This is a genomic window from Neobacillus niacini (genome assembly GCF_031457145.1).
Classification (GTDB): Bacteria; Bacillota; Bacilli; order Bacillales; family Cytobacillaceae; genus Neobacillus; species Neobacillus niacini_J.
In genome coordinates this window covers 1-15,168 of record NZ_JAVDVZ010000002.1, presented here as the reverse complement: position 1 = coordinate 15,168, position 15,168 = coordinate 1, and the positions used below count along the sequence as shown (strand labels likewise).

Genomic DNA, 15,168 nt, shown 5'->3' with positions numbered 1-15,168 from the left:
CACCATCCTATTGATTTATCGGTTATGTAATTTATTATTTTATCTTGTAATTACATTGATTACAAGTATAGTATACCAAATACAAATAAAAACTATAAAAGATATTCAACATGTTGACAAAAAAGTTACATGTAACTAAAATGAATACATGTAACACAACTGATTACAATTAGAACTGATTGGAGGAATATTCAAATGAAATTATTAGTTACAGGAGCAACTGGGAAATTGGGTTCAAAGGTTGTAGAAACATTATTAAAAACTGTATCTTCAAGTCAATTGGCAGTTAGTGTTCGTAATCCGGAAAAGGCAGAAGGACTACGTTCTCAGGGTATAGAAGTTCGCCATGGTGACTTTGATAAACCTGAAACACTAGATACTGCTTTTGCAGGTATTGACCGTCTATTAATTATTTCTGCAGATGGTGACAACGAAACTAGAATTCGTCAACACACGGATGCAGTTGCTGCAGCAGAACGTGCAGGAGTAAAATTTATCGCATATACCAGCTTAGCTAATGCAACAGAAAGCAAGAACTTAATGGCTCCACCTCATGTAGTGACGGAAGCAGCTATCATTAAAACAGGCATTCCCTACACTTTCTTGCGTAATAATTGGTACTTGGAAAATGAAATTGGAAGTATTCAAGGTGCTATGGCAGGTTCTCCTTGGGTAACGTCTGCTGAAGAAGGTAAAGTAGGTTGGGCGCTTCAACAAGATTATGCAGATGCGGCAGCAAAGGTTCTATCCGAAGATGGTCATGAAAATAGAGTATATGAACTTTCTGGACAACTTTTAACGCAAGAAGAATTAGTCAATGCTCTTGGGGTTGTATTGGATAAAGAAATACCTGTACAACAAGTTAATGATGAGACATATGCGGAGATTATGAAAGGTATAGGTTTACCTGATTTTGTGATTCCAATTGTAGTAGGAATTCAAGATAGCATCCGAAATGGTTCTTTAGCAGTTGAAAGCAATGACTTTGAGAAAGTTCTTGGTCGTCCAGTTACACCTATTAGGGAGGCATTGACGCAAATTGTTAAGGCAATCCCGCAAGCATAGCTGATCAAAAATGATAAACCGACCTTAATTTGAAAAGGTCGGTTTTTAGTTAAGGAAGTTCGTGTATCTAAGCCCCCTTATTAAGGACAAATCTCCTCACTAACCCATCGAGATTAGTCCAATTAGGTCAGGAGCGAAAAAAAAACGCGCCAATCAGGATGGCTTCCGCTTCAAATAGATTTTCTAGTTGAATATTCGACCAGCCAGTCTGGTATTGAATTTTGAATGGTATTGTTCCGTTCGCATTTATTTCTCTCATGTCCTTCCTTCATCCATTCCTGTAACGTCTTTGGAAAATCATTTTCTTCAAAGTGAAATACCGCAATATCCGTAATTGCAGGTGGAAATGGGCTTTTTCGAATGTGGTTTTTCAGCTTTGTCATCACCTTCTCATAATCCATTTCAGAACAAAATTTGAACCATTGCAGAATGGTTTCGTTCTTGAATATGCATTGGGGATAAATCCATTCAACGAGTACTAATAGTTTGACTACCTCTTCCTTGGTCATTGAGATTCCTCCTTTATAATAATTAACGCTCCCTAAATCAAAAGATGTACCCGGAAAGACCTCGATTCATTTTTTGAATTTTTGGGTTGTTTTCTGTTTTTCTTTGCATCTAGTTTTGTCCTTAGCACCTTTTCGAAATACCAAAGAGAGGCAAAGTTCAATCTTTTCCTCTCATTTTGTTTTGCCATAAAATCGACAAACTAAAAAGTTTATACAAATGGATTATGGATCAAAAACTCATTTGTGAGAGCGGTTTTGAATATGAAGGAAAGCAATTAGCTGATTACATTCCGATGTTATTAGAGCTTTTAGCTGTCATGGAAGAGGATGAAAATTTCATCTATTTATCAAAACGAATGGCTGTAGCGATTCAGCGATTACTAAATAATCTTCATACTAGTAATCCTTATTATCAAGCCATTGAAGTATTAATGGAATTTGTCTTTGAAGCGCCTGGGGCAGAGGAAATTATGTTAATGGAAAGAGAATATGAGCAGGCTGATTTGGATGAGTTACCATATCCATTGATGTATCGATAAAGGACGGTGAGATATTTATGGAAGGCATTTTTTGGTGGACCATATTTCCCTATATTTGCGCAACAATTCTAGTTGTCGCCACCTTTTATAGATTCATTTTCCGTGGAAAAAGCTGGACGGCACCTTCTACGAAGATATTTGGAAAAAAGTGGCTGAGAATGGCATCTATGTTGATCATATAAATCTATGAAACTTAAGTAAAATCATTTCGTAACTTGCTAAGAAGTATATTTCCACTATGAATAATATATTAATATAGAAATAGAAAAATATTAATGAATAATTTGTTCCAGGTTACTACTTCATATAAAATGTGAAAAATTAGTGAAAATGTCGCATTTTGTTGTACTTGAAATATAATTGTAATATTTTTATTACATAAATGACAAGATTCGCTGTTATACTTCAAATAGTAAAATGTAAATGTTTTCATAGTTTATTATGAAATTTATAATGAAAAGCAGATTTAATAGATGAATTTTACTTGGTACATAGAACGAAAAAAGAAAGCAGGAACAAATGATGAAAAAGCAGTTTTTAGTGCTCAATATTACAATGACGCTTGGACTAGGAAGTGTTTTTGCGCTGCCAACCGCCAAGGCAGATTCAATTTCTGGCATTCAATCGCAGCGTTCTAGTATTCAAGCAAATATTAAGCAGGCGAACCAAGAAATTCTTTTGGTTCAGGATGAACTTTCAAAGTTAAACGAACAATTAAAACGTGCTGAACAAGCAATGATTGATAATCAAAACATGATTGTTAAGACTGAGAACGATATCACTGCAGCAAACCTTGAGATTCAAAAGCTGGAAGAAGAGGTTGCTAGTTTACAAGAAGCCATCGCTAAGCGAAATGAAATATTAAAAGAACGAGCTCGTTCCTACCAAGTAACTGGCGGAGATGTTAAATATCTTGATGTCGTATTTGGTTCAACAAGTTTTAGTGATTTTGTTGATCGTGTTGGAGCAGTTGTTACCTTTATGAATGCCGATAAGGATCTTATGGAAAAATTTGAGGCTGATAAGAAAGCCGTGGAAGAAAAGCAAGCTTCTATACAAACAAAACTAGTAGAATTAACCAATTTGAAAACGGAGCTAGATGGAATGCGTGCTCAGATTACCGAGCAGCAGCAGCAAAACGAGTTGCTAAGAGAAGAGCTAAAGCAGAAAGAAGCAGCAGGGCTTGCTTCTAAGGCAGACCTGCAACAACAAGATAGTAGCCTTGCATCACAAGAAGCACAAATGGCTGCTAATCTAGCACCACGAGTAGCTACCACTACAGGAAGTTCTACTAGCACAAAAAGTTCAACTACAACATCAAGTTACATTCCTGCTGCACCAGTTCAAGGAAGCGGAGCAGTTAGTATCGTTACTACAGTTGGGAATAGATATATCGGAAACTCTGTTTATGTCTTTGGTGGTGGAAGAACCGCTTATGATGTAGCGAATGGGAGATTTGATTGCTCTGGATTTGTTCATTGGGCCTTTGCGCAAGCAGGCATTAGCGTTGGAGCAAGTACAGATTCATTGAAAAATGCTGGCCGTAAGGTTTCAACAAGTGAGATGCGCCCAGGTGATTTAGTATTCTTTAATACTTATAAAACGGATGGTCATGTTGGAATTTATTTAGGTGGCGGCAATTTTATTGGTTCACAAAATTCTACAGGTGTTGCTGTTGCTAATATGTCCAGCGGTTATTGGGCAAATCACTTTGCTGGAAAAGTGGTCCGGATTATTGAATAAGCTTTAAATTGAAAAGAATCAGTTTCCATTCTATATGATGGAGACTGATTCTTTAATTTCTTTTAAAATAAAAAAAGCGTGGTAATGTACATTGTACAAAACCTCGCTTTTTTTATTGGTTTATTATGTTTTTTTATACTAATCACTTCATTCGGTTTAACTTGATACTTGATGAGGTGTAGATAACAGCTTTGCTGATACAAGTCTTTTATAGACGGTAATCCCAACCCAAGATGCTAAAAATGCTTTAATTAAACCAACGACGATAAATGGTAAAAACCCTGAAGCAAATGCACCCGTCCAAGTCGTATCAACCGCAAATTTTAACCAAACGGTCCCAAACATCAAGGTAACTAGCATACCGATTGTATTAGCAATCATAGCGTTTATGACAGTAAAGCTAGTTTTTTCTAAATAAAGACCTGTTAAAAATGCTGCAGGGATGAATCCAACGATAAAACCGCCAGTAGGACCAACAATAACCCCAATACCACCTGACATTGCACTAAAAACGGGTATACCGATAGCTCCAATTAAGCCGTATAAAATAACTGAAAGAGTGCCATATCTTGAGCCTAAAATGGTCGCTGCTAAACCCACTGCAAGTGTCTGTCCTGTAATTGGAACAAGTGGCAATGGGATGGTGACTTGAGCTAAAATGCCGATAATGGCAGCAAATAAAGCACTGATAATCCACATTTTTAATCGATTGTGTGATTGAAGCAAAATAATTCCCCCCAATATGTTTAGTTAACTAATTTTATGTATTGGTTAACAATCATATTATAAGATGTGTATAGAAACTTTGTCAATCTTATTTTTCTGATAATACATAAAATTAGAAATAAGGTGAAAGCGTATTAGAATGAAAAGTATTTATTAAGTATTAGACTAGTTATTATATATTCTACTTGACAAAATAAGCCCAAAAGTAATAAATTATCTTATAGTATTAGATAATTTTAGAAAGAGGTTTGTGATGGATTACAGAGCGTTGGCAAATGAAATGGTTAGTAATATGACTAAATCACCTAAAATGCCGTTTCAGAAAAAAGTTGACGATCTTTCTCAGGGAGAAAGAAGAATATTAGGATACTTAACTTTTTTAAAAAATGGAGGTGCTTCATCTGGTGAACTTAGTGAAAAACTGTTTCTCAGCACCCCTCGTGTCGCCTCGGCACTTAAAAGTTTATCCAAAAAAGGATTTATTGAGCGAAATAGGCATGAGAATGACAAACGCATTGTCATCGTGACGATAACGGAAGCTGGTAAAAGCTTTATGAGGGAAGAACAAGAAAAAGCGGTATCTATGCTGGAGAAAACACTACAAAAACTAGGCGAAGAAGATGCAAAGGAATTTGTTCGAATTATTAAAAGGATTATCGAAAATACAACGGAAGATGAATGATTTTTTGCAGGCTTAACTGAGAGGCTGCTTTATTTTGAAGAAGTATCTAACACTATTAGATTAATTGTGATTGGAACCTAGGAGGTATGTACATGCTGAAAATTTTTAAATATCTACAGAAAAAAGATTACCTGTTAATTATGTTCAGTTTGGTATTCATTGTGACACAGGTGTATCTGGATTTGAAGCTTCCTGATTATATGCGTGAAATTACCATACTTGTACAGACAGAAGGCAGTAAGATGAGCGATGTGCTCGTTCAAGGCGGGTATATGATACTGTGTGCGGTTGGCAGTATGATTGCTTCTATCATTGTTGGCTTTTTTGCAGCCAAAGTCGCAGCTGGTTTTTCTGTACGTCTTCGAGGAATGGTGTTTGAGAAGACGATGTCTTTTTCAATCGAAGAAATCAATGGTTTTTCAACAGCAAGTCTGATTACACGTTCCACAAATGATATCACCCAAATACAGATGCTTATCGCAATGGGACTTCAAGCCATTGTAAAGGCTCCGATTCTAGCAGTTTGGGCAATCTTAAAAATTATGGGTAAGAGCTGGCAATGGACGGCAGCTACTGGATTTGCGGTTTTATTTCTTCTTATTATGCTGTCTATCCTTATCATAGTTGCTCTCCCAAAATTCAAAATTATCCAGAGTTTAACAGATAACCTGAATCGCGTAACAAGAGAAAACTTGACTGGAATTCGTGTTGTTCATGCCTACAACGCAAAGGGATATCAGGAAGAGAAATTTGAAGAAGCGAACAACGCCCTTACAAAAACAAATCTTTTTACCAGCCGAATGATGGCGATTATGATGCCGACGATGGGAATCATTATGTCAGGTATGAGTCTAGCCATTTATTGGATTGGTGCATTCTTAATAAACGATGCTGCACTGCCAAACAAATTATCTTTGTTCTCGGACATGGTTGTATTCATGTCTTATGCCATGCAGGTGATTATGGCCTTTATGATGCTTTCATTCGTGTTTATCATGCTTCCTCGGGCTTCCGTATCTGCAAAACGAATTGCAGAGGTACTTGATACCGAAGCAAAAATCATTGATGGCAACGAGACAAAAGGGAAAAATGGACTTTCAGGAGAAGTTGAATTCCGAAATGTAAGCTTTAAATATCCTGATGCAGCCGAGTATATTCTTCGCAATGTGAGTTTCACAGCAAGTAAAGGTGAAACGGTGGCATTTATAGGCTCAACCGGCAGTGGCAAAAGTACACTTCTCAACCTTATTCCCCGCTATTATGATGCAACAGAAGGGGAAGTTTTGATTGATGGTGTCAATGTAAAAAATTATACACAGCAATCTTTACGAAATAAGCTTGGTTATGTATCCCAAAAAGCAGTATTGTTCAGCGGTACGGTTATTTCCAATGTTGCGTATGGGGACAATGGGAAGAAGTCATCAGATGGAGCAGCAGTCAAGAAGGCAGTTGAGATTTCACAAGGCAAAGAATTTGTTGAAAAGATGGAAGACCAATATAGTGCAGCAATTGCTCAAGGAGGAACCAATATTTCTGGCGGACAGAAACAGAGGCTATCCATTGCCCGTGCCGTTTTCAAACAGCCTGAAATCTATATTTTCGATGATTCTTTTTCCGCACTAGATTATAAGACGGATCGAGTATTGCGCTCCGAACTCAAAAAAGAAACAAGAGATGCAACTACACTAATTGTGGCACAGCGTATAGGTACCATAAAGGAGGCAGACCGCATCGTTGTGTTAGAAGAAGGCGAAGTTGTGGGTATTGGTACGCATCGTGAGCTAATGAGAAATTGTGAGGTTTACCAGGAAATTGCCTATTCTCAGTTGTCAAAGGAGGAACTTGAAATTGGCTAAGGATAATAATTATAGAGGCGAAAACATGAATTCTTCCAAAGGCATGGGTGGACCTGGAGGTCATCCAGGAGGTCCTATGGGTAGTCCTGGTGCTAAAGCAAAAGATTTTAAGAAAACAATCAAACAGCTTGTTACCTATTGTAAGGTATATTTACCGATTATTATTATCGCATTGGTACTTGCCATGGCAGGTGCAATTTTTAATATCATTGGGCCGGAGATGCTTAGTAAGATAACGGATTTGATTACTGAAGGATTAATGACAAGCATAGATCTTAATGCAGTAGTCAATCTGGCAAGCATTCTTGCTTTCCTATATGGTTTAGGATTTTTGTTTAACTATATTCAAGGCTTCATTATGGCCACGGTCACACAGCGAGTGTCAAAGAAATTAAGGACCGATATTTCAACGAAAATTAATCGTCTCCCTTTAAAATACTTTGACTCTACTAGTACCGGGGATGTGCTAAGTCGTGTGACGAATGATGTTGATATGATCGGTCAAACGATGAACCAGAGCTTAAGTACACTTGTTTCAGCAATAACTATGTTCCTTGGCTCTCTCATCATGATGTTTTATACAAACTGGATTATGGCCATTTCAGCAGTCGTTTCTACCATTTTAGGGTTTGCTTTTATGACTGTCATCATCTCAAAATCTCAAAAATACTTCGCTCAGCAGCAAAAAGAGCTTGGACTACTGAACGGACATATTGAAGAAACGTATTCAGGTCACAATGTTGTGAAGGTTTATAACGCAGAAAAAGAAGCAAAAGACACCTTCCATGAAATTAATACAAGATTATATAATAGTGCTTGGAAATCACAATTCATGTCAGGGCTGATGATGCCATTAATGATGTTTGTTGGTAATTTTGGCTATGTGGTGGTAAGTATCGTTGGAGCTGTGCTTGCTGTGAATGATATCATTTCATTTGGTGTGATCGTTGCCTTTATGATCTATATTCGATTGTTTACACAGCCACTTACACAGATGGCGCAGGCAGCTACAAATCTTCAATCCACAGCCGCTGCAAGTGAACGTGTTTTTGAATTTCTTGCTGAAGAAGAGCTCGCAAATGAAAGTGAAAAAAGAGAAAAGCTTGAAACGGCAACAGGTGATGTTGAGTTTAAAAATGTTCGCTTTGGTTACAGTGAAGAAAAAATGGTTATCAATAACTTTTCAGCCGTTGCAAAGGCAGGACAAAAAGTGGCGATTGTCGGCCCTACCGGTGCCGGTAAGACAACCTTAGTTAATCTGTTGATGCGTTTCTATGAAATAAATGGCGGAGAAATTCTGATTGATGGTGTTCCGATCCATGCACTCACTAGGGAAAACATTCATGATATATTCAGCATGGTTCTTCAAGACACCTGGCTATTTGTAGGAACCATTCGTGAAAATATTGTCTATTCCAGACAGGGAGTAACGGACGAAGAAGTAAAGGCTGCCTGTAAAGCAGTGGGACTGCATCACTTTATTAAAACTCTTCCAAATGGTTATGACACGATTCTGGATGATAAAGCAAATCTTTCCGCTGGTCAAAAACAACTCATTACCATTGCTCGTGCAATGGTTGAGCATAAACCATTACTCATTTTGGATGAGGCAACAAGTTCGGTTGATACCCGTACAGAATTACTGATTCAGCAGGCAATGGATAAACTGACAGTCGGCAAAACCTCATTTGTAATTGCTCACAGACTTTCAACCATCAAAAATGCGGACTTAATCCTTGTTATGAAGGATGGAGATATTATTGAAAGTGGAAATCACGAAGAACTACTTTTGAAAAATGGCTTCTATGCAGAGCTTTATAATAGTCAATTTGAAAATGTTTCGTAAATCGTACTCAAAATAACCATAGAGCCCGGAGAAAATATTTTTCTCCGGGCTTTTCTTTAAGAAGGTTTTTCAATAGAAATACTATAGATTTCATTTTTCTACCATTTGTATTTTAGAGAGCAGTGGTCGATTGTTATTCCAAAGTACACTTACGGGAAGCTCGAAAAAACGGGAAAGCTGTTTACTCGAAATCATCTCTGCTGTGTCCCCAGTAGCAAAAACTTGGCCATCTTTAAGCAGTAATGTTTTGTTGAATACTGGTAAAATTTCTTCTACGTGGTGGGTAACATAGATCATAGTTGGTGCATTTTGACTTTTCGCAATTTCTTCAATGGATTCCAACAATTTCTCGCGTGCGATAAAATCTAATCCATATGTAGGCTCATCTAGAATTAGTAAAGAGGGATCAGCCATTAATGCACGAGCAATCAGAATGCGTTGTTTCTCACCTTGAGAAAGTGTTTCATAATTTCGATTAGCGTAATCGATGCATCCAAGCTTATTGAGTAAGCTAACAGCCTTATCCCTCATAAGATCCGTAGGTGTTTCGTAAAGACCAATAGAAGCAAATGCTCCACTAAGCACAACCTCAAAAGCATTATCACCCTGATGGAATTTTTCCTGTAAAGAACATGAAACAAAACCAATTTGCTTCCGAAGTCGTTCAGCAAGGTATGTTTTTCCAAATTCCATTCCTAATACACTAATTTTTCCCTCTGTCGGAAAGTAGTATGCGTTAAGTATATTTAAAAGGGATGTTTTCCCAGCTCCGTTTAGTCCGAATAAAATCCAGTTCTCCCCTTTTTCAATCTGCCAATTAAGATCTTTTAAAATCCACGTTTCTCCCCGTTTCAAAGCAATATTCTCTAATTGTAGTACCAATTTATTACTCCCTTCTCCGAATTCATTACCAATCTCTATAATGTTATTCACCTTTTTAGGGGATAACTAACCTAGAAGTTAGATAACAATCGTTTCGATTTTATGTGTGGTTATAGTAAGTATAGTATGAATATTAAGTAAATGGAATAATCGGGAGGCAAGAGAATGAGAAGGATCAATCCTGGTTCCGTCAATTCTTACATTAGGTATGGGAATATTAAAATACCAAAGAGTATTCAAAGTGAGTGCCCACAATGCCGAGAAACAACTGAATTTATGGTGAATACAAACTTCCAAAGCAGCAAAAATGGATTGGTATCGGAGTCCAGTTGTCCTACTTGTAAAAAATCAGCCGTGTTTATCATTATGACCAAGGATGTTCTAGATGAACAAGGGGAGCATGCTGATACCTATATATACGACGTCCAAGCTTCAAGGCATCCAATCAATCAAATAGAAAGTCTCCCTAATATCCCAAAGGATCTTATCAGAGCATATCGGTCTGCACTAAATGTACATCAAACAAGAGAAAACTCAGCAACAGCTGTTATGTCTAAACGTGTAATTGAAAGTATCCTAAAACATTTTCTTAAAGAAAAAAGTAAAGGACAACCCTTGGCACAGCAACTTGAGATACTTCCGAATCAAGTGGATCTAGCAAAGCCGATTCAATCCCTTGGTCAGCTGCTAGCCACAGAAGGCCCCTTACATCGGATGCTTGAATTAGAAACGGAAATGGATTATGAAACGACCTCTTTATTAATGGATTTATTAGAAAATATGATTGAATATCTTTTTGTATTGCCAGGGAAAATTGAGGTAACTCATAATAAAATTGCAAAGAAGTTTAACCCGCAATAAAGTGCTAAAAGCTAAGAGAACCATTCGTAAATGGATTATTTACAAATGGTTCTCTTTTTTATAGTCCATTGGAAAAAATTAATGAAAAATACTTATAGGATAATTCAGAAAATTATTATAAAATAGGAATAATACACATAGAAGAAAAATTAGATTGAAATAATGTATGGGGGAGAGAGTAATTTTGATTGAGAAAACATTCACAATTATTGACAGGGATGGAATCCATGCTCGACCTGCAGCAATTCTAGTAAGTACTATCAGCAAATTTAAGTCTGACATTAGATTGGAATATAGGGAAAAACAAGTCAATTTAAAGTCTATTACAAGCCTGATGACTTTAGGAGCTGGAGAGGGAGATCAAATTAAAGTTTTTGCGGAAGGCCCAGATGAGGAAGAAGCTTTTCAAGAAACTGAGGCGATTCTGAAAATTTCCAGCGTTGTAAAATAATATTATATTCATAAATAAGAATCTTAATAGAAGGCAACTTCCATTTACCAATGGGAGTTGCCTTTTGTCTTTTCTTATCAGAAAGACAGTTACTTGAAATTTAATTTTTCTTTAATTTTATCTCTTTTAACTTTTGATATTGTTCATCGGGCCACCATGCACCGCAATCGTCCGATACGACACATGCAGTACATTTTTCTAAGTCATATACAATCATTCCTGTAATGGGAGGGGAATAAAGATGGAGAGTAACCAAATCTGTATTGTTAGAAGCCTTCATTTTATGGATGGCCTTTTTCGGTGCAAAAAAAAATTTCCTTTGATGATGGAACTCATGGAACAATTCTGTAGGCAAGCCATTCCCTTTTACCTCATATACGGAGTTAAGGGAAGTACCGGAGAGAACTTGTATCCAGCCGTGGGAATTGCCATGATCATGAGGGGCACATTCTAACTGTGACCAATTCATCACGAGCAGCTCGACCTCTTCATTTTTAAATAGAAGCTTTCGATTGTACGGCTTTCCTTCGGATGGCTCTGGCAAATCAGCAAGATCATTTACTGTTATATTCAATTGTAATAAAGCGTTCTTTAACTCTTCTTTAGATGGGCTTTTTAATGGCCCTAAAACATCCTTTATCTTGCTTAATAAAGTCATAAAGCTTTCCTCCTATAGTCGTTTTTTCTTGAAGAAACTGAACAACATAGGCACAAGCTGACCGTTAACAATAATCACTCCAATTATAATTATGATTCCACCTGCAACACTTAGAAGATAAACTTTTTCTTGTAAAAGCAGTACTGCGGCTATTAACGTTGCAACCGGCTCCAAATAGAGAAACATCGAAACCTTTGAAGCTTCCAAAACTTCAAGTGCCTTTGCCCAATACCAATAAGCGATTCCAGAAACAAAGACACCAAGAAACAACAAATGAGCCCACTCTGACTTCGTCAATAGGGAGAGTGATTCCCAGCCTCTATTACGGATAAGAAAAGGTGTTGTAAGAATCAAGCCACAGAAGCTCAAATAAAAGGTGACAACGATCGGGGGATATGGGATTTTTAAGCTTTTTAATAGCACTGAATATACAGCCCAGTTTAATGTGCTCAAGATCATTAGAAGGAAGCCTATATTCATGATGACATGAAAGGATTGTCCATTTTTTGCTGTTGTAACTAAAAGTACACCAGTTATTGCCAGAACCATGCCCGCAGCCCTAATGAAACTCATCTTTTCATGCAAAAAAAGAATCGACAGAATCACTGTAAAGATAGGAGATAATGAAATAAGCCATCCTGCTGAAGAAGCGTCAATCGTCAATAATGCTGTTGCTTGAAGCAATTGATGAACAAATACTCCTAGAATGCCCAGAACCATTAAATGTGGTACATATTTAATAGATACAAGAAGGCGTTTACGCTGCAGGAGTAATAGCAAAAGCAAGAATAAGGCTCCTATTCCAAAGCGAATAACGAGTAACGAATAGGGGTCTAACTTTCCTAGCACAGCTTTCGTAGATACAAATGAAACGCCCCAAAAACTAATCGACATCATTGCATACATCGATGCCGTTAACTTCGATTTAATAGAAGTCATGATAAAGCATCCTTTCAGAGTAAAAACACAGATAATTCATTTTATGCTTGTCCAGCAAGAACAATGATGAACCATTAAAACATTTAGAATAAGTAAATATATTTTCTCTCCCCTTCATATTATGTATTGACTGACTATTGATACAAATATAAAACGATGGGATAAGGGGGGATTTACGTGGATATTCATAAATGTCCGGTCTGCATGGCATTAAGAATGTTCGAGGATGGCAAATGTTCAAATTGTGGTTATTGTTCCAGCATTAGAGCATCTATAAATGCATTGTATACTCAAAAAAGAAATTCTAACAATCAAGAATACGAAACAATTAAAAGGTTAAGAGAAAAACGATTTAACCATCAAATAATCAACAAACATCAAGATTAATGGTATGGTCGGTGTCAGAGTATCCACAAATTACATACACTTTTCCTAGAGATGTATTATACACCTGAGGAGATGGAAAAATGAACTTCGAAATGCAAAAAGCAATCATATTGGCTGAAAATATAAATGGTTTTATAAAATTTGTTCAAAGGCAAAAAATACAAAACAATTTTAGAATCGAAACTGATAAATTGTATCAAGTGAAACTTTGGATGGAGGAGTATAAGTTTCAAATACTATCCGATGAACTACTAAGAATAAATCAGTTTGATTGGGATGAAAAGTACACTTCTTACTTAGTTGATAGACTCCAGAAGGGAATTAACATAATTGATGAATATGTAAAAAATAACTATCCTGAATTATTTATTTTAACAGCTAGACTATATACACTAAAAAACCTGAGCAATTCTTTTAATAAAATTGCTTAGTTTTATCTTTACCAAATTACTCAGCATGCTTGTGCTGTTTTTTAGTTATTATATGAATATTTTCAAAAATCTGAGTAAGCTTATGTTTTGATAAAGTAATATAATTAGGAGAAAATAATAAACGGATATGATGATCATGATCGAAGACCTTAATTTCTAAAGGGAACCAATTCAATACAAAAAGGCGGTTTTTTATATGTTTAAAAATTTATTTAAAAGTAAAAAAGTTGAAAGTGATTCTACATACTTACAGCCATTAGAGGGGGAACTAGTAACTCTAGATGTTGTTCCAGACCCTGTATTTTCTCAAAAAATGATTGGCGATGGATTTGCTGTCAATCCAACTAACGGTACAGTTGTTTCTCCAGTTGATGGAGAGGTAATAAGTGTATTTCCTACAAAACATGCAGTTAGCCTTAAGTCCAAGGATGGCAGAGAAATCTTAATCCATGTGGGTCTAGAAACAGTAACCCTTAATGGTGAAGGATTTACTTCGTTCGTTAATGATGGACAAGCGGTGAGTAAGGGACAAAAGTTACTTGAAGTTGACTTTGAATCGATTAAAGATAAAGTCCCTTCTATTATCACTCCCGTAATCTTCACCAACTTGGCTGAAGATGAAAAGGTAGTGATTGATGAACTAGGAGTAAAGATTACAAAATAAGGAAAGAGCAAACTTTACGAGTTTGCTCTTTTTTCTTTATAGGCTGTTTTTGTAAAGATTGTTGTTGAAATCTTAAAGCCGATTTAACCTGGAAATAGTTATTTTACGTTTATTTTCTAGAGACGGTCATCTTCCCATGCCCGATCATAGTCTTTTATATTGTCAGTTCCCAATCTTTTAACATTATCTGTTAATCGATTTGCTTTATTCGCTCTTATAAGCTTCGTTACCAATACTAAATCGGGAAAGCCCCTGCTTTTAAGTATGGGGATGAATCGATTTTTTTATTGCGCATTTAGGATTTTTTTGGTAATATATATACGAACGTATGTTTGAATATAGTCGTGGAAGTAGGTGTGAAACATGGTGAAAGCAAAAACTCCTTCATTTATCATCGATGTAGAATTAAAAGGTACGAATAGAGACTTATTAATGATCGATGCTGAACTGGAAGTTAATCGAGTGATTTATAATACTTCGTTGGGCGAGTATTTGAAGAGAGAAAAACAAATGAAAAGGACAAAACGATACAAAAAACTTGTCCGTATTTCAAGAGCCATAAAGTCACATCTAGCTAAAAATAGTAACAAAGAAAAGATGGAGTATTTTCAAAATGAACAGAAAAACCTCTCTGAAGAATTCAAGAAACTAAGAGAAGAATTTGGATTAACGGAATATTCCATGCACGAATACATAAAAGAAGTTCGAAATCATTTTCATGATAAGGTAAATTCAATCATTGCCCAAAAAACAGCCACAAGAGCATGGCACACTTTCAAAAAGAAATTGTTTGGACAAGCCAAAAAAGTGGTATTTGTAAAGCGTGGAGAAATGGACTCCTTTGAAGGGAAAAACAACGATACAGGTTGGAGATTTAAAGATGGGAAAGTAATCTCAAATGATACGGTATTTGCACTGAAGGTAAAAGA

At 36.4% G+C, this 15,168-nt stretch carries 16 protein-coding genes and 1 pseudogene; 12 read left to right on the top strand and 5 right to left on the bottom strand.

The annotated features are described in order from the left end of the window. Positions 1–195 precede the first annotated feature (195 nt). Positions 196–1,065, top strand: coding sequence for an SDR family oxidoreductase (locus J2Y03_RS04915; RefSeq protein WP_310191426.1), 870 nt, complete (start codon positions 196–198; stop codon positions 1,063–1,065). A gap of 170 nt (positions 1,066–1,235) precedes the next feature. Here J2Y03_RS04915 and J2Y03_RS04910 read toward each other — a convergent pair whose 3' ends face one another. Further along, on the bottom strand, positions 1,236–1,574 hold the full coding sequence (locus J2Y03_RS04910; protein WP_310191424.1) for a replicative helicase loader/inhibitor: 339 nt from the start codon (positions 1,572–1,574) through the stop codon (positions 1,236–1,238). 224 nt (positions 1,575–1,798) lie between these two features. Here J2Y03_RS04910 and J2Y03_RS04905 point away from each other — a divergent pair, with 224 nt between their 5' ends. The 3 genes from J2Y03_RS04905 to J2Y03_RS04895 all read left to right on the top strand — a co-directional run bounded on the left by J2Y03_RS04905 (position 1,799) and on the right by J2Y03_RS04895 (position 3,856). Further along, positions 1,799–2,113 carry a nitrate reductase molybdenum cofactor assembly chaperone gene (locus J2Y03_RS04905; RefSeq protein ID WP_310191422.1) on the top strand — a complete coding sequence of 105 codons (315 nt, stop codon included), beginning with the start codon at positions 1,799–1,801 and terminating at the stop codon, positions 2,111–2,113. 17 nt (positions 2,114–2,130) lie between these two features. Continuing rightward, positions 2,131–2,295: a respiratory nitrate reductase subunit gamma gene (locus J2Y03_RS04900; protein ID WP_310191420.1), complete on the top strand. Its 165-nt coding sequence runs from the start codon at positions 2,131–2,133 to the stop codon at positions 2,293–2,295. Positions 2,296–2,635: 340 nt separating this feature from the next. Beyond that, positions 2,636–3,856 carry a coiled-coil domain-containing protein gene (locus J2Y03_RS04895; RefSeq protein WP_310191417.1) on the top strand — a complete coding sequence of 407 codons (1,221 nt, stop codon included), beginning with the start codon at positions 2,636–2,638 and terminating at the stop codon, positions 3,854–3,856. Between the two features lie 156 nt (positions 3,857–4,012). Here J2Y03_RS04895 and J2Y03_RS04890 read toward each other — a convergent pair whose 3' ends face one another. Continuing rightward, the gene (locus tag J2Y03_RS04890; protein ID WP_396954185.1) at positions 4,013–4,555 is read right to left on the bottom strand and encodes a biotin transporter BioY; all 543 of its coding nucleotides are present in this window, start codon (positions 4,553–4,555) and stop codon (positions 4,013–4,015) included. A 295-nt stretch (positions 4,556–4,850) separates the two neighbouring features. Between J2Y03_RS04890 and J2Y03_RS04885 the strand changes: the two genes are divergently transcribed. The 3 genes from J2Y03_RS04885 (at position 4,851) to J2Y03_RS04875 (ending at position 8,966) form a co-directional block, all read left to right on the top strand. After that, positions 4,851–5,264, top strand: coding sequence for a MarR family winged helix-turn-helix transcriptional regulator (locus J2Y03_RS04885; RefSeq protein ID WP_310191412.1), 414 nt, complete (start codon positions 4,851–4,853; stop codon positions 5,262–5,264). 92 nt (positions 5,265–5,356) lie between these two features. After that, complete coding sequence (locus J2Y03_RS04880) at positions 5,357–7,120, top strand: ABC transporter ATP-binding protein (RefSeq protein ID WP_310191408.1); 1,764 nt, start codon at positions 5,357–5,359, stop codon at positions 7,118–7,120. A gap of 43 nt (positions 7,121–7,163) precedes the next feature. After that, positions 7,164–8,966: an ABC transporter ATP-binding protein gene (locus J2Y03_RS04875; RefSeq protein WP_396954184.1), complete on the top strand. Its 1,803-nt coding sequence runs from the start codon at positions 7,164–7,166 to the stop codon at positions 8,964–8,966. A gap of 90 nt (positions 8,967–9,056) precedes the next feature. Here the strand turns inward: J2Y03_RS04875 and J2Y03_RS04870 are convergent, their stop codons facing one another. Then, entirely contained in the window at positions 9,057–9,848 is a 792-nt protein-coding gene (locus J2Y03_RS04870) for an ABC transporter ATP-binding protein (RefSeq protein ID WP_310191406.1), read from the bottom strand. Between the two features lie 165 nt (positions 9,849–10,013). Here J2Y03_RS04870 and J2Y03_RS04865 point away from each other — a divergent pair, with 165 nt between their 5' ends. Together J2Y03_RS04865 and J2Y03_RS04860 are read left to right on the top strand one after the other, a co-directional pair. Further along, positions 10,014–10,709: a hypothetical protein gene (locus J2Y03_RS04865; RefSeq protein ID WP_310191402.1), complete on the top strand. Its 696-nt coding sequence runs from the start codon at positions 10,014–10,016 to the stop codon at positions 10,707–10,709. 184 nt (positions 10,710–10,893) lie between these two features. After that, positions 10,894–11,160: an HPr family phosphocarrier protein gene (locus J2Y03_RS04860; protein WP_310191399.1), complete on the top strand. Its 267-nt coding sequence runs from the start codon at positions 10,894–10,896 to the stop codon at positions 11,158–11,160. A gap of 100 nt (positions 11,161–11,260) precedes the next feature. Here J2Y03_RS04860 and J2Y03_RS04855 read toward each other — a convergent pair whose 3' ends face one another. Both J2Y03_RS04855 and J2Y03_RS04850 read right to left on the bottom strand, forming a co-directional pair. Beyond that, on the bottom strand, positions 11,261–11,818 hold the full coding sequence (locus J2Y03_RS04855) for a cysteine dioxygenase (protein ID WP_310191396.1): 558 nt from the start codon (positions 11,816–11,818) through the stop codon (positions 11,261–11,263). Between the two features lie 12 nt (positions 11,819–11,830). Continuing rightward, the gene (locus J2Y03_RS04850) at positions 11,831–12,757 is read right to left on the bottom strand and encodes a DMT family transporter (RefSeq protein WP_310191394.1); all 927 of its coding nucleotides are present in this window, start codon (positions 12,755–12,757) and stop codon (positions 11,831–11,833) included. A gap of 467 nt (positions 12,758–13,224) precedes the next feature. Between J2Y03_RS04850 and J2Y03_RS04845 the strand changes: the two genes are divergently transcribed. The 3 genes and pseudogenes from J2Y03_RS04845 to J2Y03_RS04835 form a co-directional block, all read left to right on the top strand. After that, positions 13,225–13,575, top strand: coding sequence for a hypothetical protein (locus J2Y03_RS04845; RefSeq protein ID WP_310191392.1), 351 nt, complete (start codon positions 13,225–13,227; stop codon positions 13,573–13,575). Positions 13,576–13,771: 196 nt separating this feature from the next. Further along, positions 13,772–14,239, top strand: a complete 468-nt coding sequence (locus J2Y03_RS04840; protein ID WP_310191389.1) for a PTS sugar transporter subunit IIA — start codon at positions 13,772–13,774, stop codon at positions 14,237–14,239. A 366-nt stretch (positions 14,240–14,605) separates the two neighbouring features. Next, positions 14,606–15,168, top strand: a pseudogene (locus tag J2Y03_RS04835) (hypothetical protein); the annotation flags it as partial.